The sequence below is a fragment of the Sphingosinicella humi genome, assembly GCF_003129465.1.
Lineage (GTDB): Bacteria > Pseudomonadota > Alphaproteobacteria > Sphingomonadales > Sphingomonadaceae > Allosphingosinicella > Allosphingosinicella humi.
Map to the genome: position 1 here is coordinate 83,569 of NZ_QFFF01000001.1, position 23,898 is coordinate 107,466.

Consider the following 23,898-nt stretch of genomic DNA (forward strand, 5'->3'; position numbering starts at 1 on the left):
GCGCCATGAAGATCGCCGAATGCATGACCGAGGATGTCGAGATCGTCAGCCCCGATCAGCCCATCCGCGAAGCCGCCCAGTTCATGCTTCGCCACGATGCCGGGTCGCTGCCGGTTTGCGACGGCGACCGGCTCGTCGGCATGATCACCGATCGCGATATCGCCGTCCGCGCGATCGCCGAGGGGCGCGGGCCCGACACGCCCGTGCGGGACGCGATGACCGACCATATCGACTATTGCTTCGATGACGAGGAGGTTGAGGAGGTCGCCATGAAGATGAGCGACGCCCAGATCCGCCGCTTCCCCGTCATCAGCCGCGAGGACAAGAAGCTGGTCGGCATCGTCTCGCTCGGCGACCTCAGCCGCTCCGAGAAGGGCGAGGCAGCCTCGATGGCGCTGGGCGGGATCACCGACCCGGGCGGCTCGCACAGCCAGGGCCAAGGCGGCTGACCTCCACCGTCTGAACGGCGGCTAACAAGCCGGTTCAGCCATCGCTCAACGCGAATCGGCTCTAAGCGACATCGGCGGACGGAGACGCGTATTCGATCCTCCGCCGAGTCGTTTGAGGAGTTCGAGTTATGCGTAAGATTGTTCTCGCGATGTCGGCACTAAGCCTTACCGTTCCCGCTATCGCCGTCCCCACCGCCCCCGCCTTCGCTCACCGCACGGGCTACGAGCATTATCACCGCGGCGACCAGCCTCGCTACAGCCGCGCCTATGACCGGCGTCAGGTGCGGTGCGAGAAGCGCAGCGGCACGACCGGCCTCATCGTCGGCGGCGCCGGCGGCGCCTTGCTGGGCCGCGAGATCGACGGCGGCCGCGACCGCGCCACCGGCACGATCCTCGGCGCCGCGGTCGGCGCGTTGCTCGGCCGGCATGTGGAGCGGAACGTGCTCAACGATAAATGCCGCTAAGGCGGTTTGAGTTTCGGGGTGGGTGTCGAATGCCCTAGGCCCACTCCTCACTAACCCCTCCCCCTCCCCGGGGAGGGGTTTTTCATTCCGCCGGCCAATTCTCCAGCAGCTCGACGAAGCGGCTGAGCCAGGCGTTGGTCTGGTGGCCGTCGACGACGCGGTGGTCGATGGTGAGGCTCACATAGGCCATCGGGCGGATCTGGATGGTGTCGACGCCGCCGACCTCGCGCACCACCACGCGCTTCTCCAGCTTGCCGACGCCGAGGATGGCGGATTGGGGCTGGTTGATGATGATCGGCGACGCGAAAAGCGAGCCCGAAACGCCGTGATTGGAGATGGTGAAGGTCCCGCCCTTCACGTCCTGGCTGGTCAGCTTCTCGGCGCGGGCCTTTTCGATCAGCGCGTCGAGGCCGGCGGCGATGCCTTTCAGCGACAGCGTCTGCACCCGGGGAAGGACGGGAACGATCAGCCCCTTGTCGCCAAGCGCGGTGCCGACGCCGATGTTGACGTCGTCGAAGATTTCGAGCCGGTCGGAATGCCAGCGGCTGTTGATCGCGGGCGCGACCTTCATCGCCTCGGCCGCCGCGGCGACGATATAGGCGGTGTAGGTAAGTTTCACGCCCTTCTTGGCGAACACATCCTTGTGACGGGCGCGGTGGGCCTGGATGGCGCTGAAATCGGCCTCGAACACCGCGGTGACGTGCGGCGCCTGGGTGACCGAGCTCAGCATGTTCTCGGCGATGCGAAGGCGCATGCGGTCGTGGGGCACGCTGTGCGAGCGGATGCCTGCGGCCGGGATGATCCCCTCGACGGGGCGCACGTGCGTCGCCTCCTCGACGGCCTTGTCGACGTCCGCACGCGTGATGCGGCCGTCGCGGCCGGTGCCGCTGATCAATTTGGGATCGATATCGTGCTGCAGGAGCGCGCGCTTTACCGCCGGGGAGAGACGCATCTCGGGATCACGAACCTCGTTCGTCCCGAGCGTAGTCGAGGGGCGTTTCTCAGGGGTCGGTGCCGGCGCCCCTCGACTTCGCTCGGGACGAACGGATTCTTCTGTTTCGTCAGTTGCGATGCGGCCCAGCACGGCGCCGGGGAGCGCTTCGGCATCGGTGTCGAGCACGATCTCCTTGAGCACGCCTGCCGCGGGTGCCGGCACTTCCACGGCCACCTTGTCGGTCTCCAGCTCGACGAGCGGATCGTTCTCCTCCACCCGGTCGCCGATCTGCTTCAGCCAGGAGCGCACCACGGCCTGGGTGCCTTCCTGCTCCTTGGGAACAATGACGTCGATCATATTGAACCCTCAGAAGGAAATGAGATCGTCGATCTTGGCGCGGATGCGCTCGACGCTCGGGACGGCCCAGTTGAGCAGCACCGGATTATGCGGGCTTGGAATATCGGGCATTGTGAGGCGCGACACCGGAGCATCGAGATCGAGAAAGGCCTCGTCCGCCACCACGGCCGCGATCTCGGCACCGAAGCCGCCGGTCTGGAGGTCCTCGTGAACGATCAGGCACCGGCGAGTGCGGCGGACGGAGTCCAGCACCATCTCGCGATCCCACGGCATCAAGGTGCGAAGGTCTATGATGTCTGCGGATACGTCCTTCGCCGCTTCCTCGCAGCGCGGGACCATGGCGCCCCAGGTGACGATGGTGATGCCGCTGCCTTCCCGCGTCTTCTTGGCGCGGCCGAAGGGGAGGACATAGTCGTCGCCCGGATAAGGGCGGCGGGCCCAGACGTCGTCGAGCATGGCGCGGTGCTCGAAGAACACCACCGGATCGTTGCCGCGAAGGCCGGCGCGGAGCAGGCCGACGGCGTCCTCGGCATTGCTCGGCACCGCCACCTTCCAGCCGGGATTGTGGACGAACTGCACCTCGTTGGTCTGGCTGTGCCAGGGGTCGCCGCATTTGAAGAAGCCGCCGGGGATGCGCAGCACCATCGGCGCGGCGAAGCGGTTGTTGGTGCGCCAGCGCATGGTGCCGCAATCGTTGATCTGCTCCATCGCCGGCTCGGCATATTTGCGGAACTGGATCTCGGGCACGGGCATCAGCCCCGCCATCGCCATCCCGACGGCGCGGCCGACAATGCCTTCCTCTGAGAGGCTGGTGTCGAACACCCGCTCGATGCCGAACTTGTCCTGGAGGCCCAACGTCACCGCATGGACGCCGCCCTTGGGACCGATATCTTCGCCGAACAGGAGCACGCGCGGGTTGATCTCCAGCTCATGGTCGAGGGTGCGGCGGATGGCCGTCACCATGTTGATGCGCTGGCCCTCGGGCTTGGGCTGGTCGGTCGAGGCGGGCGGCTCATAACCATGGGTCCATTGGCCGCCGAGCTGCTGCATCTCGCCTTCGTAGAAGACGTTGGAAAGCACCGTCTCCGGATCGGCCACGTCCCGTCCTTCGGCGATCTCGCGCGCTGTCTCGACGGCGGCCTCGGCCTCGGCCTGGATCGCCTCCCACTCGCCGTCGTCGAGGAGCGAGCCGACGAGGTAGGATCTGAGCTTGGGCAGCGGATCGCGCGCCCATTCGGATTCGACCAGCTCCTCGGACTTATAGGTCTGGGTATCCTGGAAGCTGTGCCCCTGGAGACGCGGAACGGTGAGGCGGAGCAGCGCCGGGCCCTTGCCGCCGCGCACATGATCCGACGCCATCTTGAGGAGGCGCGCGGCTTCCGCCGGCTCGGTGCCGTCGCCCGAGATGACGTGGAGATTGGTGAAGCTTTCCAGGTTCCGGGCGATGTTGCCGCCGGGGGTCTGGTAGGTGCCGGGCACGGAGATGCCGAACTGATTGTCCTCGATGTAGAAGAGCATCGGCAGCTTCTGCGTCGTGGCGATCGTCAGCGCCGACCAGAAGCCGTTGGTCGCGACCGAGGCGTCGCCGCCCAGCACCACCGCCATCGCCCCCTCATAGGCGCGGTCCTTCAGCACGGTCCGATAATATTCGATCGCCTGCGCCCAGCCGGCGGTGGGCGTATACTGCGCCCCTACGCCGCCGCACATCGGCAGAGCGGGAGCGCCGCGCGGATTGGGATAGTTGAAGACGACGCCGATATCGCGGCCGTCCGAATAGCCCCCTGCCCGTCCCATGCCGGAGCCGAGCGCGTCCTCCAGAGGCACACCCAGCGAGAGCAGCAATGGACGCGAGCGATAATAGCCGCACACCGCATCCTTCGGCTGGTCGAGGCGCGAGCCCAGCATGATCTGGGCCATGTCGTGCCCGCGCGCCGAGAATTGGTAGAGCACCTTCTTCTCAGGGACGAGCTTCGTTTCCTCCAGCTTGTCGAGGGCGCGCGAGACGTGGACGAGATAGGCGATGCGGCGCCAGTCGAAGTCGGGATCGGGCGCGTTCGCCCGCGCCTTGGGTGACGCCGCCATCGCTTCAGCCACGATCCGCCTCCGGCAGCCTCTCGACGACGGCCCTGGCGAAATAGTCGACATTGTCGTCCGACAGGCCGGCGACGTTGAAGCGGCCGCTGTTCGCCATGTAGATGCCGTGGCTGGCGCGGAGCTCCACCACCGCCTCGGGCGAGAGCGGCAGCATCGAGAACATGCCGTTCTGCTCGTCGATATAGGCGAGGCGCGGATCGAAGGTCGCGAGGCGCGCGCGCAGGCTGCGGATGCGGGCGAGCATCTCCTTCAGCTCCGCACGCCAGTCCGCCTCAAGCTCGGGCGTCTCCAGCACGGTGCGGACGATCGCCGCGCCATGATCGGGCGGCATCGACCACATGGTGCGGGCGAGGCCGATCAGATTGCCGAACACGACGTTGGCCTGCTCCCCGCTCGACGCCTTGACGAAAAGCGCACCGGTGCGCTCGCGATAGAGGCCGAAATTCTTGTCGCAGCTCTGCGCGACCAGCGCCTGCTCCGCCGCCTCGACGACGAGACGCGTTCCGGCCGCATCGTCCTCCAACCCGTTGCCGAGACCCTGATAAGCGAGGTCGACAAAGGGAACGATGCCGCGCGCGGCGATGAGATCGGCGAGCTCGCGCCACTGGTTCAGGCTGAGATCGGCGCCGGTGGGATTGTGGCAGCAGCCATGGACGAGCACCAGGTCGCCGGGCCGCGCCTCCTCCAGCGCGCCCATCATCCGGTCGAACAGCACCGTGTGCGAGGCTTTGTCGTAATAGGGATAGTCGACCATCTCGACGCCGGCGGCGCCGATCAGCGGATTGTGGTTCGGCCAGGTCGGCTGGCCGACGAAGACGCGGGCACCCCCGCCGGAGGCGCGGATCAGTTCCGCGCCGAGCCGAAGCGCGCCGCAGCCGCCCGGCGTCTGCACGCCGACGATACGGTCATCCCGCGCGCCCTGACCGCCGAAGACGATCGGCTTGATGAGCTCGGTGAAGCGGGCATCGCCTTCGGAACCGAGATAAGCCTTGGTTTCCTGCGTCTCGAGCAGGATCTTCTCGGCCGCCTTCACGCAGCGCAGGATCGGAGTCCCGCCCGCCGCGTCGCGATAGACGCCGACGCCGACGTCGATCTTTTCGGGGCGCGTGTCCGCCTTGACGAGCCCGATGAGAGCGAGCAGCGAGTCCGAAGGTTGCGCCTCCAGCCGATCGAAAAGCCTCGGTTCGTCCGCCAAAATGAATCCTTCCGCCATTGAAGCTGCCTCCTTGTTCGTGCGGCCCCACACTCGCTTGCCGATACGCATAGTCCATCAGCGGGTAAAATGGGTCTCATAACTTCGCAGCTTTTCGCTGGATGTGAAACGCACGTTTCACTATATAGCCAATCATGGAAGATGATCGTCACATCGACGCGGTTGACCGTCGAATCGTGCGGGAGCTTCAGCGCGATGCCAGCCTCAGCCATGCCGCGCTCGCCGAGAAGGTCGGTGCCTCGGCCGCCTCGGTCTGGCGCCGGGTGCGGGCTCTGGAGAAGGCGGGCGTGCTGCGCGGGACGGTCCGCCTCGCCGACCCGGAAGCACTCGGCCGTCCCGTCAACGTCCTCTGCCATGTCCGCATGACCCACCAGACGACCGACGCCCGCGCCGAGTTCGAGGCCTTCATCCAGTCGCGCGAGGAGATCGTCGAATGCTACGCCATGTCGGGCGAGTGGGATTATCTGCTGCGCATCTCCGTCCGGGACGTGGCCGATTATGACCGTTTCGTCATGCGCGGCGTCCTCGCCCACCCCAGCGTCGCCAACGCCGCGTCGCACTTCGCGCTGCGCCAGGTGAAATTTACCACGGAAATACCCGTCTAAAATCCGCCCCGGAACGGGGAGGGGGACCATGCGGAGCATGGTGGAGGGGTCGCGAGCGAAGCGAGCTGTCGGCGGCCGCGTTTGGCCCAGAGTCCGTCGGCCCCTCCACCACGCCGCTTCGCGTCGCGGTCCCCCTCCCCGTTCCGGGGAGGATTACGGAACCGCCGTCCTTCCCGGGGATTGAATCGCCAGCGAATCGACTGGAGCAGGACCCATGGCTGCACGCGCTTACTGGAAAGGGCAGATCAGGCTCGCCCTGGTCTCGATTCCCGTCGAAATCTTCAGCGCCACCAAGAGCGGCGCCACGGTCGCCTTCAACCAGATCCACGAGCCGACCGGCAAACGGATCAAATATGAAAAGGTCGTGCCCGGCGTCGGCCCGGTGAACCCCGAGGAGATCGTCAAGGGATTCCAATATGAGAAGGGCCATTACGTCCTCCTCGACGACGACGAGATCGAAAGCGTGAAGCTGGAGAGCAAGAAGACGCTCGAGCTCACCCAGTTCGTCGACCATGACGAGATCGACGTCCTCTATTTCGAAAAGCCTTATTACGTCGTCCCCGCCGACGACCTGGCGGAGGAGGCGTTCATCGTCCTGCGCGAAGCGCTTCGCCGCACCAAGAAGGTCGCCCTCGGGCAGCTAGCGCTGCGCGGGCGCGAATATATCGTCAGCCTCAAGCCCTGCGGCCGCGGCATCGTGCTGGAGACGCTGCGCTATGCCGACGAGGTCCACAAGGCCAAGTCCTATTTCCGCGACATCAGCGACGAGGAGCCGGACGAGGAGCTGCTCGACCTCGCCGAAACGCTGATCGAGAAGAAGACGGCGGCCTTCCATCCCGAGGAGTATCACGACCGCTATGTCGACGCGCTGAAGGACCTGATCGAGCGCAAGCGCAAGTCCAAGGGCGCCAAGATCGAGGCGGAGGAAGAGGAAGCCCCCGCGCGCGGCTCCAACGTCATCGACCTCATGGCCGCGCTGAAGAAGTCGATCGAGAAGCCGGGGGCGGCGGCCGGAAAGGGCACCGCCAAGAAGGCGCCCGCGAAGAAGGCCCCCGCCAAAAAGCCCGCACCGGCCAGGAAGCGGGCGTAGCCATGCCCTTCCCGCCCCGTTCGTCCCGAGCGAAGTCGAGGGGCGCTGGCACCGACACATCACATACGCCCCTCGACTACGCTCGGGGCGAACGGAGGGGTTGAATGGCTCGCACCAACTCCGATCCGCTCGCCACCTATAAGAAGAAGCGCGACTTCACGAAGACCTCGGAACCGGCGGGGACGGTCGCCGACAGCGGCGGCCGCGACTTCATGGTTCAGAAGCACGACGCGACCCGGCTCCATTTCGATTTCAGGCTGGAGCTGGACGGCGTGCTGAAGAGCTGGGCGGTTACGCGCGGACCCAGCCCTAATCCGGACGACAAGCGCCTCGCCGTCCGCACCGAGGATCACCCTCTGGACTACGCCACCTTCGAGGGCACGATCCCAAAGGGCCAATATGGCGGCGGCACGGTGATGCTGTGGGACCGCGGAACCTGGACGCCAGTCCCGGGCAAGGACCCGAGGAAGACGCTGGAGGAGGGCCACCTCCACTTCACCCTCGACGGCGAGCGCATGAAGGGCGAGTGGGTGATGTTCCGCCTGAAGCCGCGCGGCCGAGAGCGGACCGAGAACTGGATCCTGCGCAAGGTGGAAGACGTCCATGCCGGACCGACCGGAGCCCTCACGGAAAAGTTTCTGACCTCGGTCAAGACCGGCCGAACCATGAACAAGATCGCCGAGGCAATGGACGCGGTCTGGACCTCGGAGGGCGAGGTGAAAGCTCCTCCCCGGTCCGGGGAGGGGGACCGCGACGCGAAGCGGCGTGGTGGAGGGGGCGGCGGTGCAACCGCCGCTAACGCGGCGGCCCCTCCACCGCGCTCCGCGCGGTCCCCTTCCCCGTCCCGGGGAGGATCGAAGCCTCCCAAATTCCACGCCGTGCAGAAGGCGACGCTGGTCGATCATGTCCCGTCCGGCTCCGCCTGGCTGCACGAGATGAAATATGACGGCTATCGCTGCCTGCTCGCGCTGGGCGGCGGGAAGGCGAAAATCTATACGCGCACCGGGCTCGACTGGACCGACAAGTTCCCGGAGATCGCCGCGGCGGCGCGCGAGATCGAGGTCGGCTCGGCCCTGCTCGACGGCGAGATCGTCCATGTCGACGAGAATGGCGGCACAAGCTTCTCCGCCCTCCAGCAGGCGATCAGCGAAGGCGGACGCGGCCTTACGCTGTTCCTGTTCGACGCGTTGGAGATCGCGGGCGAGTCTTTGACCAAGCTCCCGAACCTTGAACGAAAGGCCCGTCTCGCGTCGCTAATCGGCGATGGGCAGCCGCCCTTCATCCTCTATGCCGATCACATCGTAAGCCACGGCGAGAAGCTGCTGAAAGGCATGTGCGATGCCGGCCAGGAAGGCATCATCTCCAAGCGCGCCGACGCCCCCTATCGCGGCGCGCGCACCAAGAACTGGCTGAAGATCAAATGCACGCGGCGCCAGGAATTCGTCATCGTCGGCTGGACGCCGAGCGAGAGCAAGGGACGAGCGCTGCGGGCGCTGCTCCTCGCCGTGCACGAGGACGGCAAGCTTCGCTATGTCGGCAAGACCGGCACCGGCTTCTCCATGGCGACGCTGCAGGAGTTGCGCGAAAAGCTCGGGGAGATCGAAGTCAAGAAGGCGCCGGTCGAGGCGCCGCGCTCCGAAACCCGGGGCGCCCACTGGGTGAAGCCCGAATTGGTCGCGGAGGTCGCCTTCGCCGAGTTCACCTCAGAGGGCGTCGTCCGTCACGCGAGCTTCCTGGGCCTGCGCGACGATAAGTCGGCCGAGGACGTGGTCGAGGAAAGGCCTCAGCCGGTCGAGCCCGCCCCGGTCGACGACATCAAGATCACCAATCCCGGCCGCGTCATCTTTCCCGAAGCCAAGATCACCAAGGGACAGCTTGCCGACTATTATCGCGCCGTCGCGCCGCTGATGCTGGAGTGGACCGCGAACCGCCCGGTCAGCCTGGTCCGCTGTCCGCAAGGCCGTGCCAAGAAATGCTTTTTCCAGAAGCATGACAGCGGCAGCTTCGGAAAGCATGTCCTTCATGTTCCCGTGAAGGAGAAGAAAGGCGGCACCGAGGACTATCTCTACGTCGCCGACGCCTCAGGGCTCCTCGCCTGCGTGCAGATGGGAACGATCGAGTTCCACGGCTGGGGCTCGAAGGTCGAGGATATCGAAAAGCCCGATCGGCTCATCTTCGACCTCGACCCCGACGAGGGACTCGGTTTCGACGCCGTGAAAAAGGCCGCGCGGGACATCAAGCGCCACCTCGCGGACATGGGGCTGCAGACCTTTCCGCTGCTCACCGGCGGCAAGGGGCTGCACATCGTCGTGCCGCTGACGCCGAAGGCGGAATGGCCGGCGGTGAAGGATTTCGCCAACCGCTTCGCCCTGGCCCTGGCCGAAGGCGAGCCGGACCGCTTCACCGCGACCATGTCCAAGGCGAAGCGCAAGGGCCGCATCTTCCTCGACTGGCTGCGCAACCAGCGCGGTGCCACCGCCATCATGCCCTACAGCGCCCGCGCCCGCGAAGGCGCCACCGTGTCGGCGCCGATCGTTTGGGACGAGTTGGACGAGATGGAGTCGGGCGGGCGTTTCAGCGTGAAGGATGCGGAGACGCTGCTGGAGCGCGCCTCCGGCCGCCTGCTTCAAGGCTGGGGGGAAGCGGCCCAGGCGCTGCCGGATTTGTAGACGGCGTCATCCGGCGAACGCGGGGACCCAAGAACACCGTTCAGTGAAGAAGGGCTTCGGCGTCTTCTCAAACGCCTGAGTTCTTGGGTCCGGCATTCGCCGGGATGACGTAAACAGTTAATCGGCTGCGTCCGAGACGGTCCGGCCGACGGACTCGACATCCCGGCCCATGCCGGAGATGGTGTTGCAGGCGGTGGTGATGAGGGTGGTGGCCGCGAGGCCCGCCAGCATCAACTTACGAAACATCGATAACTCCAGGACAAAGGGGGAAAGACCGTCCGGGCGGCCGCGAACTCTTGCGTTTCGCCTCTCCCGCTCCGATGATCCACCTTCGGAGATATCCCGTGGCCGACTGTTGCGCAAGCAAGGGGAGCGAACTGGAACGGCTGGCGCGCCAGGCCGAGCAGCGCCGCGTGCTCGTCCTCGTGCTCGCCCTCAACGCCGCCATGTTCCTCGTCGAGTTCACCGCCGGCCTGATCGCCGGCTCGGCGGCGCTCATGGCGGATTCAGCCGACATGTTCGGCGACGCCAGCGTCTACGCCTTGAGCCTCTACGCCCTCGACAGGAGCGACCGCTGGAAGGCCGGAGCGGCGATGGCGAAGGGCCTCTTCATCCTTGGCCTCGGCCTTGCCGTGCTGATCGAGATCGGCGTCAGGCTTCAGACCGGCGTTCCGCCCCGTTCCACCTTGATGCTCTTGTTCGGCGGCCTCGCCCTCGTCGTGAACCTCTTCTGCCTCCGGCTGATATGGCGGTTCCGCTCCCTCGACATGAACATGTCGAGCGCGGTCGAATGCTCGCGAAACGACGTCATCGCCAATTCGGGCGTGCTGCTCGCGGCCGGCGCCGTCGCCGTCACCGGTTCCTTCTGGCCGGACATCATCGTCGCCTCGGTGATCGCCGTCCTTTTCCTTCGCTCCGCGACGCGGGTGATCGCCGAAGCCTGGCCGGCCCTTCGCCGCGTCCCGGGCTGAGCTTGGCTGCGGCAAGTGCCGGGTTGCAAATCGTATACGGTGGCTCCTATCGTTCCGGCCCCGACCACCTTCAGATTTCGAGGCCGCTCGTGACGAAATTCTTGTCTCTCTCCGCTGCTCTCCTAGCGAGCCTCTCCGCCACCGCCCTTTCTGCGCCCGCTTTTGCGCAGGCCCCTGCGGCGACGGCCGAGCGAGGCACCGCCGATGCCCGCCTCCGCGCCCTCTACGAGGCCGAGTGGCAGTGGCGGATGAAGGAATTCGGCCAGATCAAGGAGGAAGGCGAATGGACGGCGGGCGACCATCTGCCCCAGGTGGATGCCGAGAGCCATCTGAGGCGCCTCGCCTATTGGGAAAAGACGCTGGCGGCGCTCGACCAAATCCCGCTCGACCAGCTCTCCCACGAGGAACAGATCAACGCGGCCGTCTTCCGCACCAATCTGGAGCAGGACATCGCCGACGCGCGCTTCCGCGAATGGGAGATGCCGTTCGACAGCGACAGCAATTTCTGGTCGTACCTCAACCCGCGCCAGGGCTACCGCACGGCCGCGCAATATCGCCGTTATTTGAGCCGGATGCGGGACATTCCGCGCTATTTCGATCAGCATGTCGCCAATATGCGCGCCGGCCTGGAGCGCGGCTTCAGCGTGCCGCGCGTGACCTTGGAGGGCCGGGATTCCTCGCTCGTCCCGTACACCAGCGTCGAGGCGGCCAAGAATCCCTTCTTCAAGGCTTTCGAGGACATGCCGGACAGCATCCCGGCGGCCGAGCAGGCGAAGCTTCGCGCCGAGGCCGAAACCCTCATTCGTGACACCGTCGCGCCGGCCTATGGCGAGCTCCTGACCTTCATCCGCGACGTCTATTTCCCCAACACCCGCAAGACGATCTCGGCCGCCGACATGCCCAATGGCGAGGCCTATTACCTCTCCAACGTGAAACAATATTCGACCTTGAACCTGACGCCGCAGCAGATCCACGAGATCGGTCTCAAGGAAGTCGCCCGCATCCAGGCGGAGATGAAGGCGACGATCGCCGAGACCGGCTTCAAGGGCAGCTTCCAGGAATTTCTGCAGTTCCTGAAGACCGATCCGCAATTCTACGCCAAGACGCCGGACGAATTGATGGGCGTCTCCTCCTATGTCGCCAAGCGCGTCGACGGGAAGATCGACGACGTGATCGGCTTCCTGCCGCGCGGCCGCTTCACCATCCTGCCGGTACCGGACGCGATCGCGCCCTTCTACACGGCCGGCCGCGGCGGCCTCGGCAGCTGCCTCATGAACACCTACAACCTGCCGGTCCGCCCGCTCTACAACATCCCCGCCCTCACCCTGCACGAATGCGCGCCCGGCCACAGCTTCCAGGCCGCGCTCGCCCTGGAGGCGCCGGAGCGGCCGGACTTCCGAAACGAGACCTATTTCTCCGGCTATGGCGAAGGCTGGGGCCTCTACACCGAATGGCTCGGCATCGGCATGGGCATCTACCGCACGCCGTACGAGCAGTTCGGCCGCCAGTCCTACGAGATGTGGCGCGCGGTGCGCCTCGTCATCGACCCCGGCATCCACGCCATGGGCTGGAGCCGCGAGAAGGCGATCGACTATCTCGCCAGCCACACCGCGCTATCGCAGCACGAGGTCGAGACCGAGGTGGACCGCTACATCAGCTGGCCGGGCCAGGCCGTGGCCTACAAGCTGGGCGAGATGACCATCCGGCGCCTGCGCGCCAAGGCCGAGAAGGCGCTCGGCGACAAGTTCGACCAACGCTATTTCCACGACACGATCCTCGGCCTCGGCTCCGTCCCCCTCCCCGTCCTGGAAGCCGAAATCGACCGCTTCATCGCGGACGGCGGCAAGAACCCGCATGCGAAGGCGGACGCCGACCGATGAGCCAGCTTTGATTAGAAGGTGTAGGTAAGCCCTCCGCCGACGAAGAACTGGTCGGCATCGCCCGCCTCATCCACCAGGGGGCTCTCCTTGAACTCGCCGAGCATCGAGGAATAGCTGGCGATGCCGAAGAGGCCGAGGCCGCCGGTCGTGAGGTCGCCCTGGAGCTTGTAGCTGCCGAGCAGGCTGGCGCGGACATTCTTCCAGCCTTCGTCGATGGCGAAAGGCGAGAGGCCGCTGGCCGCCGCGCCGGCGGGTGTTACGCCGTAATAGGTGCCCGCGAAATCCTCGCCCACATAGTCGGCCGACAGCTGGAGACCGGCATAGCTCTTGCGGCTAAGCGGCGTGCCATATTCGAGCGCGGGCGTGACGATGAAGCTGTCATGCGTATCGGTGACATCGTGGAGCCACGATAGGCGGGCGGTGACGGTGTCGTAATCGTGCAGCACGCGATTGACGGCCACGCCGGCGAAGAGACCCGCCTCGACGGCATAATCCAGCTCGCCCAGCGCCTTCACGCGCGCGTCCTCGATCCGGCTCGCGCGGTCGACCCGGAGATTGGCGGCGGGGCCGAAGGCGAGATCGACCTTGGCGTCATAGGGATCGCGGATGAGATCGACGTAGAGCGTCGTCGCCCGCGTATAATAGGCAAAGCCGCTAATCTTGCCGAATGCGAGCCCGGCCGGGACGACGATATAATCGTCAGAGCCCTCATATGAGGGCGCCCAGGCGGCGCCGAGGCCGATCGTGAGGCTATCCGGCTCCGAAGCTTTCGGCACGTCCGCGTCTTGAGCGAAGGCCGGGCCGGCCGCCAGAAGCGGCACCACGAACAGGCGCATTCCGAACGAAGCTATTTTCATGCCGCCCCCCTATTCACCCCAGATATCAGTAACCTGTTTTTGGCCTCCGCGAACCCCAGAACATGTGATCGGCCGAACCCCAGCATCTGCCCTTGCATCAGGCGCGGCACCTGTCCCATCGTCCGTCCGAGCGAACCCGCCGAGCGAGAGGGGAAGGTGCGACCGATACAGGCGCAGGACTGGACCACGACGGAGTGGCTGAACAGCGAACGGCCGCTTCGCCTCGACGACCTGCGCGGCCGAGTCGTGGTGCTCTATGCCTTTCAGATGCTCTGCCCGGGTTGCGCCAGCCAGGCGCTGCCGCAGGCGCGCCGAGTGCATGAGACGTTCCGGGCGGACGACGTCGCCGTCATCGGCCTCCACACGGTGTTCGAACATCACGAAGGCAACAGCCCGGCGGCGTTGAAGGCGTTTCTCCATGAATATGGACTCGCCTTCCCGGTCGGTATCGATGCGCCTGGCGAGGGAAGCCCCATCCCGCGCACCATGTCCGCCTATGCGATGCAGGGGACGCCCACTTTGATCCTGATCGACCGCGAGGGACGCCTGCGCCGCCAGACGTTCGGCCATCTGCCGGACCTGCAGCTCGGCGCGGAGATCATGAGCCTGGCCCAGGAGCCCAAGAGTTCCTCCTGACCCGTTCAGCGCGGACGAGTCCAGCGCTGGGATTGGCAGACGAAGAGGATGCAGCCGGAGACCTTGAGCGATCCGTCCGTATTGAGGCGGAGGCGAGAGCGATAGGTCTTGCCGGTTTCCGGATCGTAGATACGGCCGTCCTTCCATCCGCCGCCGTCCGTCTTGAAGCCGCTGAGGATGGTCATGCCGATGATCGGCCGCTTCCGCAGCCTGGGGTCGGGATTCTTGACGTCGGTCTCCGCACGACCGGGCTTGATCACCAGCGCCTTGGCGACCTTGCCGCAGACGCTGTTTCCGCAGCGGCCGATCGCGATCAACGCCGTGCCGTCTTCAGTCACCCAGTTTCCGGTCACGTCCGAAGCCGGCGCGGCGGCTGTCATGAGAAGGAGAGGCAGCAGGGCGAAGAGGCGCTTCATAAACCGATCTCCGCTTCGACTCCGGGGATGATATCATGGATGATATGAGCCGGTGTCCGCATTTCGAGCGTATTGGCGCTATAAAACACCAATTGCCCTTGCACTAAGGGTAGTGCGTGCCCCATCTTCGTCAGTGAACGCCTCAAAAGAAGGGGAAACCATGGCGACGGAAACGAAGCTGAAGCTGGATGCGCCCGAAGCGCTGCAGACCATCGCGCCGCAGGAGGCCGCGGGGCTCGTGCCGCTGAAGGAAGAGCAGCGCACGGCGCTCGAGGAGAAGGTCGACGGCTTCGTCGCCGATCTCGTCGCGACCGACGCCAATTCGCCAGAATTCGGCAAGAAGGTCGATCAGCTGACGACGATGGGCCGCAAGGAGATCGCCGAGGCGGCGGGCCATTCGAACCGCTTCCTTGACCGGCCGCTCAAGGCGATCGACAAGGATACCGGCATCGGCGCCAATCTCACGCAGCTTCGCAAGACGGTGGAGGAGCTCGATCCCGGCCGCGGCGGCGCGCTCACCAAGCCGCGCAAGTTCCTCGGCATCATTCCGTTCGGGAACCGGATGCGCGGCTATTTCATGAAATATCAGTCGGCGCAGACCCATATCGCCTCGATTCTCGCCGCCCTCGCCTCCGGCAAGGACGAGCTTCTCATGGACAATGCCGCCATCGACACCGAGCGCGCCAACATGTGGAAGACCATGGGTCGTCTCGAGCAGATGATCCACATCTCCAAGACGCTCGATGGAAAGCTCGAGGAGAAGGCGAACGAGCTCGACGCCATCGATCCGGCCAAGGCCAAGGCGATCCGCGAGACCGCGCTCTTCTACACCCGCCAGCGGACCACCGATTTGCTGACCCAGATGGCGGTGACCGTGCAGGGCTATCTCGCCCTCGATCTCGTCAAGAAGAACAATGTCGAGCTGGTGAAGGGCGTCGACCGCGCCTCCACCACCACCGTCTCGGCGCTGCGCACTGCCGTCACCGTCGCCCAGGCGCTGACCAACCAGAAGCTGGTGCTGGAGCAGATCACCGCCCTCAACACCACCACCGCCGGCATGATCGAGAGCACCGGCACGTTGCTGAAGACCCAGTCGGGCGAGATCCACAAGCAGGCCGCGTCCTCGACCATTCCGCTGGAGACGCTGCAGCGCGCCTTCCAGAACATCTACGACACGATGGACACGATCGACCGTTTCAAGGTCGAGGCGCTCGCCAACATGAAGCAGACCGTCGACACGCTCTCCAATGAGGTCGAGAAGAGCCGCGGCTACATCGCCCGCGCCGAAGGCGTCGAGCAGAACCGCCTCGCCGGCACCCAATCGCCCCTCGCGGCGCTGGAGGGATAAGCATGCCCACCTTCCGTCATTCCGGCGTACGCCGGAACCCAAGAACGCCGATGGCGGTGGTTGTTCGCAGGCGCCTGTGTTCTTGGGTCCCGACTTTCGTCGGGATGACGCGGCGGGGAGCGCCCTAAATGACCCGCAATCCCCGCAGCGTGGATCAGGCGATCGCCCGCTTCGACGAGATGGCGGCGCGGCTCGACGGCCATCCGCCGGCGGCCCAGGCGGCGCGGAGGCGCTATTACAGCCGCAGCGCGCGGGTCCTCGGACGCCGGCTCGCCAATATTGGCATGGCGGTCGGCGCCCTCATCGTCGCCACCATCGCCTTCGGCCTGTTCGTCTCGCCCATCGGCTGGAGCGGCCTGTTCCTCGTCGCCGTGGCGATGCTGTTCATCCTGATCTTCTTCTCGGTCTGGCCGACGGAAAGGCCGGCCGTCGAATATAAGGAGGACATGCCGAACAAGGCGGTCGTCCAGCGGCTCGACAATCTTCTCGTCCGCCGTCGCGCTGCTCTCCCCGCCCCGGCCGCGCAGCAGGTGGACGCGATCAGCCGGCAGCTGCCCCTGCTGGAGCAGCGCCTCGCCGAAGCGAACATCCTCGATCCCCTGGCTCAGGACGCCCGGCGCCTGATGGGCAAGCATATTCCCGAGCTGATCGAGCGCTACCAACGCGTCCCGGCGCAGTATCGGCACGAGCGCGACGGCGAAGGGATGACGGTCGACGAGCGCCTCGTCTCCGGCCTCGATGCCGCCAAGTCCGCGCTCGACGATCTCGGCCGCAAGCTGGCGCATGAGGACCTTACCGCCTTCGAGACCCAGGGCCGTTTCCTCGAGAGCCGCTACAAGGACGAGGGCGGCGCCATCCGGGGCGAATGACATGGGTTTCGAGCTGGAGCGCGTTCTCTACGAAACCGAGGATTTCCTGAGGCGAAACCTCGGCTCCCAATCCCGCCGCGAGGCGAAGAAGCGCAAGCTCAGGCGCAAGTTCGAGGAGTGGATGCGCCGGGTGAGGCGCGCGAGCCTGATCCTCGCCGGCCTGCTGCTGGCCTTGATCGCCTTCAGCCTCCTCGTCGATCCGATCGGCTTCTTCACCTGGCTGGTGGCGCTCCCGACCGTGTTCCTCGTCGCCTTCCTCTCGCTCTTCTTCGGATCGGGCAAGCGCGCGAGGGCCGAGGATACGACCGCCGCGCCCCTGCCACTCGGCGAGCTGGCCGCCCGCGCCGAGGAAGGCCTGCTCGACCGATCCCAGGAGCTCCCCGGGCGTGCGCTCCCGGCGGCGGACGCGATCATGACCCGCCTCGCCGAGCTGCAGCCGCACCTCGGCACGCTCGATCCGCAATCGATGCTGGCGGGCGACGCGAGGCGACTGATCGGGCAGCATCTGCCGCGCCTCGTCGACTCCTATCTCGATCTGCCGCCAAGCGCCCGGACGCCCGCGTCCGAAAGCAGCGAGCGCTTCACCGAAAGCCTTGGCATCGTCGCCGGAGAACTGGACACGCTGCTCGATCAATGCTGCCGCGACCGCCACGACGGCTTCGAGACCCAGCGCCGCTTCATCGAAAGCCGCTACCGAAACGACGATCTCGGCGACGATCGGACCAAGGCCTGATCCCCTGCTGAAACGCCTGTTCCCGGATCCCTTCATCGGGTGGATGATCGGGGCCGTTCTGCTCGCGAGCCTCCTGCCCGTGCGGGGCGTAGCCGCGGCCGCATTGGATGCCGCCACCTTGGCCGCGATCTTCTCTCTCTTCTTCCTTCACGGCGTCCGCCTTCCGAGGGAGGCTCTGGTCTCCGGCCTCACCGATTGGCGCCTGCACGCCGCGATCCTGGCCTCGACCTACCTCGTCTTCCCCGTCGCGGGGCTGGCCTTGGCGAACCTCTTCCCCGGCCTGCTGTCGCCGGAGCTCTGGGCCGGAATGCTCTTCCTCTGCGCCCTCCCCTCGACCGTCCAATCCTCGATCGCATTCACGTCCATGGCGCGCGGCAATGTCGCCGGTGCCGTGGCGGCGGCGGCGGGTTCGAACCTGCTCGGCGTGTTCCTGACGCCGCTGCTCGTGGGCCTTCTGCTCAGCGCTCAGGGGACGCAGGTGTCGTTCAGCGGCATCTGGAATATTGTCGCGACCCTGTTCCTGCCCTTCATCCTCGGCCACGCGCTCCGGCCGCTCCTCTTCCCGCTCATCGCCGGGCGGCCACGCCTCACCACCTTCGTCGACAAGGGCACGATCCTGCTCGCCGTCTACGGCGCCTTCTCGGCGGCGCGGGTAGAGGGGCTTTGGAGCCGCATCCCGCCCGTCGACATCGCCGCCGTGATCGGCCTTTGCCTGGTGCTGCTGGCCCTGATCCTCGTCGCCACCGTCGCGATCGGCCGCTTCGGCGGTTTCAGCCGGGAAAGCCGCGCGGCGATCCTCTTCTGCGGATCGGTGAAGTCGCTGGCGAGCGGGGTGCCGATGGCGCGCATCCTGTTCCCCGGCGCCGCGGCGGGGTACGTGATCCTGCCGGTCATGCTGTTCCATTCCTTCCAGCTCATCGTCTGCGCCTGGATCGCGGCGCGGCTGGCGGCTCAGAATTCTCCGGCGATGGAGAGGACGTAGCCGTTGCTGCCGAGGCTGAAGCCGGAAGCCAGCAGACGATCGCGCATCTGGTCGTCGGCGGGGCGGACGGCCAGCTCCACCTGGTAGCGACCGTCCTCATGGACGCGGAGGCTGAGCGCTTCCATGCCGGACTGGCTGGCTAGCGGAAGCAGCAGCGCGCCCTTGTCGCAGCGCGCGGTGCCACTGAGGCCGGCGGGCAGGGACAGGCCGGCTATGGCGCCGGCGATACCGGCCTTCACCAGCCCCTCGGCACGGCTGCACTGGCCGTCGGTGAAATGCGCGGTGACGTCGCTGAGTTCGAGGCTGGCGATCGGCAGCGGCGCGAGCGCGGAGCCGATGTCGAGCCGCCCGGTAGCGTCGTCGATGCCGAAATGGTGACGCGACACGGTGATCGAGCCTTGGAGCGGGTCCCCTTCCCCACCCCTTTCCAGGTCCACTCGCGCGCGGCCCAGGAACAGGGGCCATGTCCTGAGGCGCGCCTGGAGATCGCCGAGCTCGACGGGACCAAGCTGCGCCTCGCTCAATACGCCGAGCCAGATGCTGCCATTCGCCTCGCGCGCGGCGAGACCCCGCTGGTCGAGCGACAGCCAGTCCATTCCCAGCCGCAGCGGCAGGAGCGCCACGAGCGCGAACAACGTGGCGCACAGCACGAACAGCGGGCGGCCCAGCGGCAGGCGGAAGCGCATCAGCCCGCCCTCGCTCGAAAGGTGACCTCGACGGCGAGAGTCTGATCGCTGTTGGTGCTGGCGCTGAGCCGCTCCACGGCGAGGCCGCGGTCCTCGAGCTGTGCGACCCAGGCGAAGAAAGCCTGCGGACGCACCGCGTCCATCACGACCGTCGCCGCGACCGCTCCTTCGCGTTCGATGCGGCTGACCTGGAACCCCGCCTCGCTCGCGGCGGCGCCGACGATGGCGTCGACCGGACCGCCGAGCTCCGCCGGTTCCTCCCGCTCCAGCCCCGCGATCAGCTTCGCCTGCGCCCGCGCTTCGGCGAGCGCCACCACCGCATCGCCATGCCGCTCGCGGGCATCGGACAAGGCATCGCCGAGCGGCCGGACGACCAGCAGCCAGGCGAAGACGATGGCGGCGAGCGCGATCATCGCCAGCAGCAGCCTCTGCTCCCGCAACGTCCGCGTGCGCCACCAGGGCTTCAGGCTGTCCATCATGACGCGCGCACCGTCAACTCGGCCGTCGGCTGGCCGCCACCGCTTCGGGCGGGTCCCACATCCACCTCGAAGCCGCTCGCCTCGATCCGCTGTTCGAGCGCGCTGAAGGCGGCCGGCGTGTCGCCCTGCACGGTCGCGCGCAAGCTGCCCTCGCGATCGAAGACCAGGGCCGTCAGCTGGACGTTCGGCGTGGCGCGGATCCCAGCAATCAGGCCGGACGCCAGGGTGTCGAAACCGGCACCGCCGCCGCCCAGCTGCGCCAGGCGGGAGTCGAGCTGCCGCGCCGGATCGGTGACGGGGCCGCTGCCGGGAAGCACGCCCGCCGCCACTTCGGCGGCCTCCGCCTCCAGAGCGTCGGCCGCGAAGGTGTAGCGGAAGATGGAAGCGATCTGGATGGCCAATGTCAGCAGCAGGATGCCCGCCGCGACCAGCGCCGTACGCCGCAGGCGCTTCCAATCGATCGCCCAGCGCCGCCGCTTGGCGAAAGCCCCCTGGCGAAGATCGACCGCCGGCGCGGCGATGGTATCGCCAAGGCCTCTTTCAAAGGCCTCGTCCCCGATCGTCTCGACAGGGGCGTCGCCAACGACCAGCGCCGCCAAGTCAGGCTCGATGCTGAAGGCTTCGTTCCGGCCGCGATAGAGCGGGAGCTCGCCCCGATCGTAGCGGCGAAAACCTTCGTCCGGCGCCGTCAGCAGCAGCGGTTCGGGGATGACACTGTCCGGGTCGAGTCCCTGGGCCTGAAGGCGGCCGAGCCAATCCGCCATGGCGAGCGCCGGCACCAGCGCGACGAGGCGCAGCGCGTCCCCCTCCCTCCCCGCTCCCACGGCGACGTGCATCTCGGAGACCGGTTGGGCGCTGACCTCCGCCGCCATGAGGCGCGCCGCCGCCGCGGCCTGGGCGGGCGCGAGACCTTCAGGAAGCTCGAAGCGATGGATGGCCACCGCGTCACCCGGGACCGCGGCCACGATGCGCAGCGGATCGGCAAGGTCCGGCAGCCCCTCAAGCCCGGTGCCGCGCGCCACGACAGCGCCGTCCCGAAGCCGGAGCCAGCCATCCACGCCTTCACGCCGGCCGAGGAAGATGAGAAGGACGTCGCTCACGCTCAATCGTCACTCCCCCAGCGTCTCGCCACCACCCGCGCCGGCGCGATCCGCGCATCGACGAGCGCGGTCTCGTGCAGCTCGGCCCCTTGAAGCTCGACCCGAAGATCGAGCGAGAACCACCGCGTCCTTAGCTGAGGTTGCAGTTGAACGTCGAGCGCCAGATGCGCGTCCTCGAGCGCCGGCTCCCGGTAGAAATCGACCAGGCTCGCCCATCCCGACGCCGGCCGCTCCGCGATCAGGCGGCGGGCCGCGTCGAGGCTGATCTGATTGGGATCGAGCATGGCCAGCAGAGGCGCCTGCTCCACGTAGAGCGTGTTGACGTTGATCGGCGACAGATCGGTCGTGGGAAGCGCGCAAAGCCAGGGTCGAACGTGCAGATAGATCTCGGGCGTCATGCCATTCACGGCTCGCAATTCGCTCACGTCGGCGAAGAGCGTGTTGCCGGTCCTGTAAGGCTGCTCGGCGCCGCCATAGACGCGGTCCTCCGCTCCCTCTCGGGTCGGATTGACGTCGGCATCGACCCAGTCGCCGGCGCCCTCGGCGATGCGTCGAGCCGTGCCTTCCGGGACTTCGAGGATGCGGAGAAGCGCGACGAACTGCTCGATGCCCGCCGCGCGCGGCGCGAGGTCCGTCGCCAGCGCTCCGGTGGCGACGCTGTTGATGTTGAAGCAGTTTCCGCCGTCGCGGACGGTGGCCTCGACCAGGCCGCCGCCGGGCATGGGATAGCGCCTCGTCTCTCCGTTCCAGCCGCCGGCCAGCGTCGTCCGGTCGGGGCTGGCGGCGAGGATGTCGTCGGCCCGGAGCGCGAGCAGCGATTCGACGCCGATGGCGAAAGCGCGCGCCTGATCGAGGCCGCTGCTGTTGGCGGCAAGGGCGGTCGAAAGGCGCAATTTCTCCAGCGCCGACGCCGCAAGCGCCCCCATTACCGCGACGAGCAGCAGCACCGTCAGCAGGGCCGCGCCGCGTTCGGCGCTGGGAATGGGTCGGCACATGCTCAAAGACCCGCCCCGACCAGGAAGAGCTGGCGGACCGGACCGCCGTCCCGGACGTCGACGATCATCTCGACGGCGCGCGGCAGATCGGTGATCTGGGTCGGGTCCCACCGCTCGCGCCACTCGCCTTCCGAATCCCGGTAGCGAAGGCGGAGCGCCTCCACGCCTTCCAGCACGGTGACCGGCTCCATCGGCGCCGCGCCGTCGAGATTGCGATAGGCGATGCGCTCCAGCCGAACGCCGGTGAGGCGATACTCCACCTTCTGCAGCGAGGGCCGGCCCGCGCCGTCGGGATTGTCCCAGCCGCGCCGGACCAGCGCCAGGGCGATATCGCCCTCCGCGCCGGTTCCTCCCACGAAAGCGGGCTTCACCGCCCCCGCCTCGTTGCGGACGACGCGCGCCGCTGCCTGGGCGAGGTCGCCGGTCAGCAGCGCGCCCACGCGCCGCATCGCCGCGACATCGTCAAGGCGCGCATCGGCCATGTCCTGGGCGCGCACGCTGAAGGACAGCAAGGCGACGCCCGCGGCGGCGATCATGCCGAAGATGAGGAGCGCGACGAGCAGCTCCACCAGGGTGAACCCCTGTTCGCGGGAGGAGGCCGAATTCACAACGCCGCCCGCCGGAAGATGGTGAGCGTCGCAGATTCCGGTCCGGCCTGGCTGCGCACGCTGATCGTGATCATCTGGATGCGCGGCTCGGGCGACAGCGCGACGAGCCGGGTCCAGCCCCAGCGGCGGCCGCCATTCTCGACCTCGCCGCTCTCCTGCCCCAGCGACGGCGGCGCCGGATCGGTCATCGTCTCCACCGCGATGTTGCGGGCGACGACCTGCGCCATCGCCTGGTCCTGCAGGCGTGCCGTGTTGGAGACGGTGGCGCCTTCCAGGCGCAGCAGCGCCAGCGCCGCCAGGCTGAAGATGGCGAGCGCCACGAGCATCTCGATCAGCGTGAAGCCGTGTTCAGCGGAACGCCTCGGGGGCGTGAAGCCGTGTTCGGCGGAACGCCTCGGGGGCGTAAGGCCGGCCTCGCCGGGATTAGACGATGACATCGATCTCGCCATCCGCGCCGATCTCGACCACCACTTGCTCGTCGTCGCGCACCAAGGTCAGGCGGGCCGGGTCGACGAGTCCGGTGGGATCGAACAGGATGCGCACGGCTTCGCCGCCGTCGGCGCTGGCGCGCGTCCCTTCCGTCCACCTTTGGTCGCCGAACGGCTTGCGTTCGAGCGGCTGCCACTCGGAATCGACGCGCCGGTCGAAACCATAGCCCGTGCTGGTGACGCGGAGCGACAGGGCTGCCGCATCGATGATCGCCCGGTCCCGCGCGGCCGCCGCCCGCGCGGCGAACCGCTCCGCCTCTTCCGTGAGGCTGCCGCGCGTGTCGGGGATCGCCATCACTACGCCGGCCGAGGCAAGCCCAATTATGGTCAGCACGATCAGCAGCTCGACGAGGGTGAATCCGGCTGTCCTCCCTGCGAGCGAAGCTCGTGGGGAGGGGGACCACCCGAAGGGTGGTGGAGGGGTAACTGGCGAGGCCTCGTCAGCATACCCCTCCACCATGCTCCGCATGGTCCCCCTCCCCCCGCTGCGCGCGGGGAGGATCGGGTCACCAATTACCGATATCCGCATCGTCGTCCTCGCCGCCCTCGCGGCCGTCGGCGCCGTAGGAGTAGATGTCGAAGGCGCGACCCTCTCCGCCCGGCGCGGCATAATGATAGGGATTGCCCCAGGGGTCGTCTGGCAGGCGCTTGACGAAGCCCTCGCTGACCAGCGCCTGCAGCCCCTCGCCGCTCGCCGGATAGTTGAGCTTGCTGAGGCGATACATCTCCGTCGCCTGCTCCAGCAGCGCGATGTCCGCCTCCGCCTTCTTCACCCGCGCCGTGTCCTGCGCCGGCATGACGTTGATCGCGACCACTGTGGCGAGGAGGCCGATGATGACGATCACCACCATCAGCTCGACGAGGGTGAAGCCTTCCTCGCCCTCATCCTGCGTCCTTTCGTCATTCCCCATCCTTTTGTCATTCCCGCGAAAGCGGGAATCCAGGCGGCGCTGGTGCCTTGCCCCGACTCTGAAT

General features: G+C 67.0%; 26 protein-coding genes. 12 read left to right on the forward strand and 14 right to left on the reverse strand.

From position 1 onward, the window contains the following. The first annotated feature begins 5 nt into the window (after positions 1 to 5). Together DF286_RS00440 and DF286_RS00445 are read left to right on the forward strand one after the other, a co-directional pair. Positions 6 to 449: a CBS domain-containing protein gene (locus tag DF286_RS00440; RefSeq protein WP_109269644.1), complete on the forward strand. Its 444-nt coding sequence runs from the start codon at positions 6 to 8 to the stop codon at positions 447 to 449. Positions 450 to 577: 128 nt separating this feature from the next. Then, complete coding sequence (locus tag DF286_RS00445) at positions 578 to 913, forward strand: glycine zipper 2TM domain-containing protein (RefSeq protein WP_109269645.1); 336 nt, start codon at positions 578 to 580, stop codon at positions 911 to 913. 82 nt (positions 914 to 995) lie between these two features. Here DF286_RS00445 and DF286_RS00450 read toward each other — a convergent pair whose 3' ends face one another. The 3 genes from DF286_RS00450 to DF286_RS00460 are packed head-to-tail and all read right to left on the reverse strand — an operon-like array spanning position 996 to position 5,511. Continuing rightward, positions 996 to 2,204, reverse strand: a complete 1,209-nt coding sequence (locus DF286_RS00450) for a dihydrolipoamide acetyltransferase family protein (protein WP_109269646.1) — start codon at positions 2,202 to 2,204, stop codon at positions 996 to 998. Positions 2,205 to 2,213: 9 nt separating this feature from the next. Further along, entirely contained in the window at positions 2,214 to 4,298 is a 2,085-nt protein-coding gene (locus DF286_RS00455) for a transketolase C-terminal domain-containing protein (RefSeq protein WP_243444669.1), read from the reverse strand. Continuing rightward, positions 4,291 to 5,511: an amino acid aminotransferase gene (locus tag DF286_RS00460; RefSeq protein ID WP_109269648.1), complete on the reverse strand. Its 1,221-nt coding sequence runs from the start codon at positions 5,509 to 5,511 to the stop codon at positions 4,291 to 4,293. The genes DF286_RS00455 and DF286_RS00460 overlap by 8 nt, the downstream gene beginning before the upstream one ends. A 134-nt stretch (positions 5,512 to 5,645) precedes the next feature. Here DF286_RS00460 and DF286_RS00465 point away from each other — a divergent pair, with 134 nt between their 5' ends. The 3 genes from DF286_RS00465 (at position 5,646) to ligD (ending at position 9,875) form a co-directional block, all read left to right on the forward strand. Further along, positions 5,646 to 6,116, forward strand: a complete 471-nt coding sequence (locus tag DF286_RS00465; protein WP_109269649.1) for an Lrp/AsnC family transcriptional regulator — start codon at positions 5,646 to 5,648, stop codon at positions 6,114 to 6,116. Positions 6,117 to 6,330: 214 nt separating this feature from the next. Further along, positions 6,331 to 7,206 (forward strand): non-homologous end joining protein Ku, encoded by an 876-nt coding sequence (gene ku, locus DF286_RS00475; RefSeq protein ID WP_109269650.1) that lies wholly within the window; start codon positions 6,331 to 6,333, stop codon positions 7,204 to 7,206. Positions 7,207 to 7,310: 104 nt separating this feature from the next. Then, complete coding sequence (gene ligD / locus DF286_RS00480) at positions 7,311 to 9,875, forward strand: DNA ligase D (RefSeq protein WP_109269651.1); 2,565 nt, start codon at positions 7,311 to 7,313, stop codon at positions 9,873 to 9,875. Positions 9,876 to 9,992: 117 nt separating this feature from the next. On the opposite strand, the gene DF286_RS00485 is transcribed toward ligD, so the two are convergent. Beyond that, positions 9,993 to 10,121: an entericidin A/B family lipoprotein gene (locus DF286_RS00485; protein WP_109269652.1), complete on the reverse strand. Its 129-nt coding sequence runs from the start codon at positions 10,119 to 10,121 to the stop codon at positions 9,993 to 9,995. Positions 10,122 to 10,219: 98 nt separating this feature from the next. On the opposite strand from DF286_RS00485, the gene DF286_RS00490 reads away from it, so the two are divergent. Both DF286_RS00490 and DF286_RS00495 read left to right on the forward strand, forming a co-directional pair. Continuing rightward, a complete protein-coding gene (locus tag DF286_RS00490) occupies positions 10,220 to 10,846 on the forward strand; it encodes a cation efflux transmembrane domain-containing protein (protein ID WP_243444670.1) in 627 nt (208 codons plus the stop codon). A 74-nt stretch (positions 10,847 to 10,920) separates the two neighbouring features. Beyond that, entirely contained in the window at positions 10,921 to 12,726 is a 1,806-nt protein-coding gene (locus DF286_RS00495; protein ID WP_207790034.1) for a DUF885 domain-containing protein, read from the forward strand. Between the two features lie 11 nt (positions 12,727 to 12,737). On the opposite strand, the gene DF286_RS00500 is transcribed toward DF286_RS00495, so the two are convergent. Beyond that, positions 12,738 to 13,583: a MipA/OmpV family protein gene (locus DF286_RS00500; RefSeq protein WP_109269654.1), complete on the reverse strand. Its 846-nt coding sequence runs from the start codon at positions 13,581 to 13,583 to the stop codon at positions 12,738 to 12,740. Positions 13,584 to 13,739: 156 nt separating this feature from the next. Here DF286_RS00500 and DF286_RS00505 point away from each other — a divergent pair, with 156 nt between their 5' ends. Continuing rightward, positions 13,740 to 14,219 (forward strand): peroxiredoxin family protein, encoded by a 480-nt coding sequence (locus DF286_RS00505; RefSeq protein WP_109269655.1) that lies wholly within the window; start codon positions 13,740 to 13,742, stop codon positions 14,217 to 14,219. 5 nt (positions 14,220 to 14,224) lie between these two features. Here DF286_RS00505 and DF286_RS00510 read toward each other — a convergent pair whose 3' ends face one another. Then, a complete protein-coding gene (locus tag DF286_RS00510; RefSeq protein WP_109269656.1) occupies positions 14,225 to 14,635 on the reverse strand; it encodes a DUF2147 domain-containing protein in 411 nt (136 codons plus the stop codon). Between the two features lie 160 nt (positions 14,636 to 14,795). Here DF286_RS00510 and DF286_RS00515 point away from each other — a divergent pair, with 160 nt between their 5' ends. The 4 genes from DF286_RS00515 to DF286_RS00530 all read left to right on the forward strand — a co-directional run bounded on the left by DF286_RS00515 (position 14,796) and on the right by DF286_RS00530 (position 18,567). Next, the gene (locus tag DF286_RS00515; protein WP_109269657.1) at positions 14,796 to 15,983 is read left to right on the forward strand and encodes a toxic anion resistance protein; all 1,188 of its coding nucleotides are present in this window, start codon (positions 14,796 to 14,798) and stop codon (positions 15,981 to 15,983) included. A 128-nt stretch (positions 15,984 to 16,111) separates the two neighbouring features. Then, positions 16,112 to 16,852: a hypothetical protein gene (locus tag DF286_RS00520; protein ID WP_109269658.1), complete on the forward strand. Its 741-nt coding sequence runs from the start codon at positions 16,112 to 16,114 to the stop codon at positions 16,850 to 16,852. 1 nt (position 16,853) lies between these two features. After that, a complete protein-coding gene (locus DF286_RS00525) occupies positions 16,854 to 17,585 on the forward strand; it encodes a hypothetical protein (protein WP_109269659.1) in 732 nt (243 codons plus the stop codon). Positions 17,586 to 17,601: 16 nt separating this feature from the next. Continuing rightward, positions 17,602 to 18,567 carry a bile acid:sodium symporter family protein gene (locus tag DF286_RS00530; protein WP_341533240.1) on the forward strand — a complete coding sequence of 322 codons (966 nt, stop codon included), beginning with the start codon at positions 17,602 to 17,604 and terminating at the stop codon, positions 18,565 to 18,567. Here the strand turns inward: DF286_RS00530 and gspN are convergent. The 8 genes from gspN to gspG are packed head-to-tail and all read right to left on the reverse strand — an operon-like array spanning position 18,537 to position 23,834. Next, complete coding sequence (gene gspN / locus DF286_RS00535; RefSeq protein WP_109269660.1) at positions 18,537 to 19,253, reverse strand: type II secretion system protein N; 717 nt, start codon at positions 19,251 to 19,253, stop codon at positions 18,537 to 18,539. The genes DF286_RS00530 and gspN overlap by 31 nt on opposite strands. Next, a complete protein-coding gene (gene gspM, locus DF286_RS00540) occupies positions 19,253 to 19,732 on the reverse strand; it encodes a type II secretion system protein GspM (RefSeq protein WP_109269661.1) in 480 nt (159 codons plus the stop codon). Before gspM ends, gspN begins: the two co-directional genes overlap by 1 nt. Next, entirely contained in the window at positions 19,729 to 20,832 is a 1,104-nt protein-coding gene (gspL, locus tag DF286_RS00545; protein ID WP_243444672.1) for a type II secretion system protein GspL, read from the reverse strand. The genes gspM and gspL overlap by 4 nt, the downstream gene beginning before the upstream one ends. Before the next feature lie 2 nt (positions 20,833 to 20,834). After that, on the reverse strand, positions 20,835 to 21,827 hold the full coding sequence (gene gspK / locus DF286_RS00550) for a type II secretion system minor pseudopilin GspK (protein WP_109269663.1): 993 nt from the start codon (positions 21,825 to 21,827) through the stop codon (positions 20,835 to 20,837). Positions 21,828 to 21,829: 2 nt separating this feature from the next. Next, a complete protein-coding gene (gene gspJ / locus DF286_RS00555) occupies positions 21,830 to 22,435 on the reverse strand; it encodes a type II secretion system minor pseudopilin GspJ (protein ID WP_109269664.1) in 606 nt (201 codons plus the stop codon). Beyond that, positions 22,432 to 22,872, reverse strand: coding sequence for a type II secretion system minor pseudopilin GspI (gene gspI / locus DF286_RS00560; protein ID WP_109269665.1), 441 nt, complete (start codon positions 22,870 to 22,872; stop codon positions 22,432 to 22,434). Before gspI ends, gspJ begins: the two co-directional genes overlap by 4 nt. Then, the gene (locus DF286_RS00565; protein ID WP_341533220.1) at positions 22,859 to 23,533 is read right to left on the reverse strand and encodes a GspH/FimT family pseudopilin; all 675 of its coding nucleotides are present in this window, start codon (positions 23,531 to 23,533) and stop codon (positions 22,859 to 22,861) included. The genes gspI and DF286_RS00565 overlap by 14 nt, the downstream gene beginning before the upstream one ends. Then, positions 23,430 to 23,834 (reverse strand): type II secretion system major pseudopilin GspG, encoded by a 405-nt coding sequence (gene gspG, locus DF286_RS00570; RefSeq protein WP_109269666.1) that lies wholly within the window; start codon positions 23,832 to 23,834, stop codon positions 23,430 to 23,432. The genes DF286_RS00565 and gspG overlap by 104 nt, the downstream gene beginning before the upstream one ends. Positions 23,835 to 23,898: the final 64 nt, after the last annotated feature.

Excerpts from the sequence above, each read along its gene's own strand:
- DF286_RS00440 (WP_109269644.1), top strand. The coding sequence starts at position 6 with ATGAAGATCGCCGAATGCATGACCGAGGATGTCGAGATCGTCAGCCCC.
- DF286_RS00445 (WP_109269645.1), top strand. The coding sequence starts at position 578 with ATGCGTAAGATTGTTCTCGCGATGTCGGCACTAAGCCTTACCGTTCCC.
- DF286_RS00450 (WP_109269646.1), bottom strand. The coding sequence starts at position 2,204 with ATGATCGACGTCATTGTTCCCAAGGAGCAGGAAGGCACCCAGGCCGTG.
- DF286_RS00460 (WP_109269648.1), bottom strand. The coding sequence starts at position 5,511 with ATGGCGGAAGGATTCATTTTGGCGGACGAACCGAGGCTTTTCGATCGG.
- DF286_RS00465 (WP_109269649.1), top strand. The coding sequence starts at position 5,646 with ATGGAAGATGATCGTCACATCGACGCGGTTGACCGTCGAATCGTGCGG.
- ku (WP_109269650.1), top strand. The coding sequence starts at position 6,331 with ATGGCTGCACGCGCTTACTGGAAAGGGCAGATCAGGCTCGCCCTGGTC.
- ligD (WP_109269651.1), top strand. The coding sequence starts at position 7,311 with ATGGCTCGCACCAACTCCGATCCGCTCGCCACCTATAAGAAGAAGCGC.
- DF286_RS00485 (WP_109269652.1), bottom strand. The coding sequence starts at position 10,121 with ATGTTTCGTAAGTTGATGCTGGCGGGCCTCGCGGCCACCACCCTCATC.
- DF286_RS00500 (WP_109269654.1), bottom strand. The coding sequence starts at position 13,583 with ATGAAAATAGCTTCGTTCGGAATGCGCCTGTTCGTGGTGCCGCTTCTG.
- DF286_RS00510 (WP_109269656.1), bottom strand. The coding sequence starts at position 14,635 with ATGAAGCGCCTCTTCGCCCTGCTGCCTCTCCTTCTCATGACAGCCGCC.
- DF286_RS00515 (WP_109269657.1), top strand. The coding sequence starts at position 14,796 with ATGGCGACGGAAACGAAGCTGAAGCTGGATGCGCCCGAAGCGCTGCAG.
- DF286_RS00520 (WP_109269658.1), top strand. The coding sequence starts at position 16,112 with ATGACCCGCAATCCCCGCAGCGTGGATCAGGCGATCGCCCGCTTCGAC.
- DF286_RS00525 (WP_109269659.1), top strand. The coding sequence starts at position 16,854 with ATGGGTTTCGAGCTGGAGCGCGTTCTCTACGAAACCGAGGATTTCCTG.
- gspN (WP_109269660.1), bottom strand. The coding sequence starts at position 19,253 with ATGCGCTTCCGCCTGCCGCTGGGCCGCCCGCTGTTCGTGCTGTGCGCC.
- gspM (WP_109269661.1), bottom strand. The coding sequence starts at position 19,732 with ATGATGGACAGCCTGAAGCCCTGGTGGCGCACGCGGACGTTGCGGGAG.
- gspK (WP_109269663.1), bottom strand. The coding sequence starts at position 21,827 with ATGTGCCGACCCATTCCCAGCGCCGAACGCGGCGCGGCCCTGCTGACG.
- gspI (WP_109269665.1), bottom strand. The coding sequence starts at position 22,872 with ATGTCATCGTCTAATCCCGGCGAGGCCGGCCTTACGCCCCCGAGGCGT.
- DF286_RS00565 (WP_341533220.1), bottom strand. The coding sequence starts at position 23,533 with ATGCCGCGCCGGGCGGAGAGGGTCGCGCCTTCGACATCTACTCCTACG.
- gspG (WP_109269666.1), bottom strand. The coding sequence starts at position 23,834 with ATGGGGAATGACGAAAGGACGCAGGATGAGGGCGAGGAAGGCTTCACC.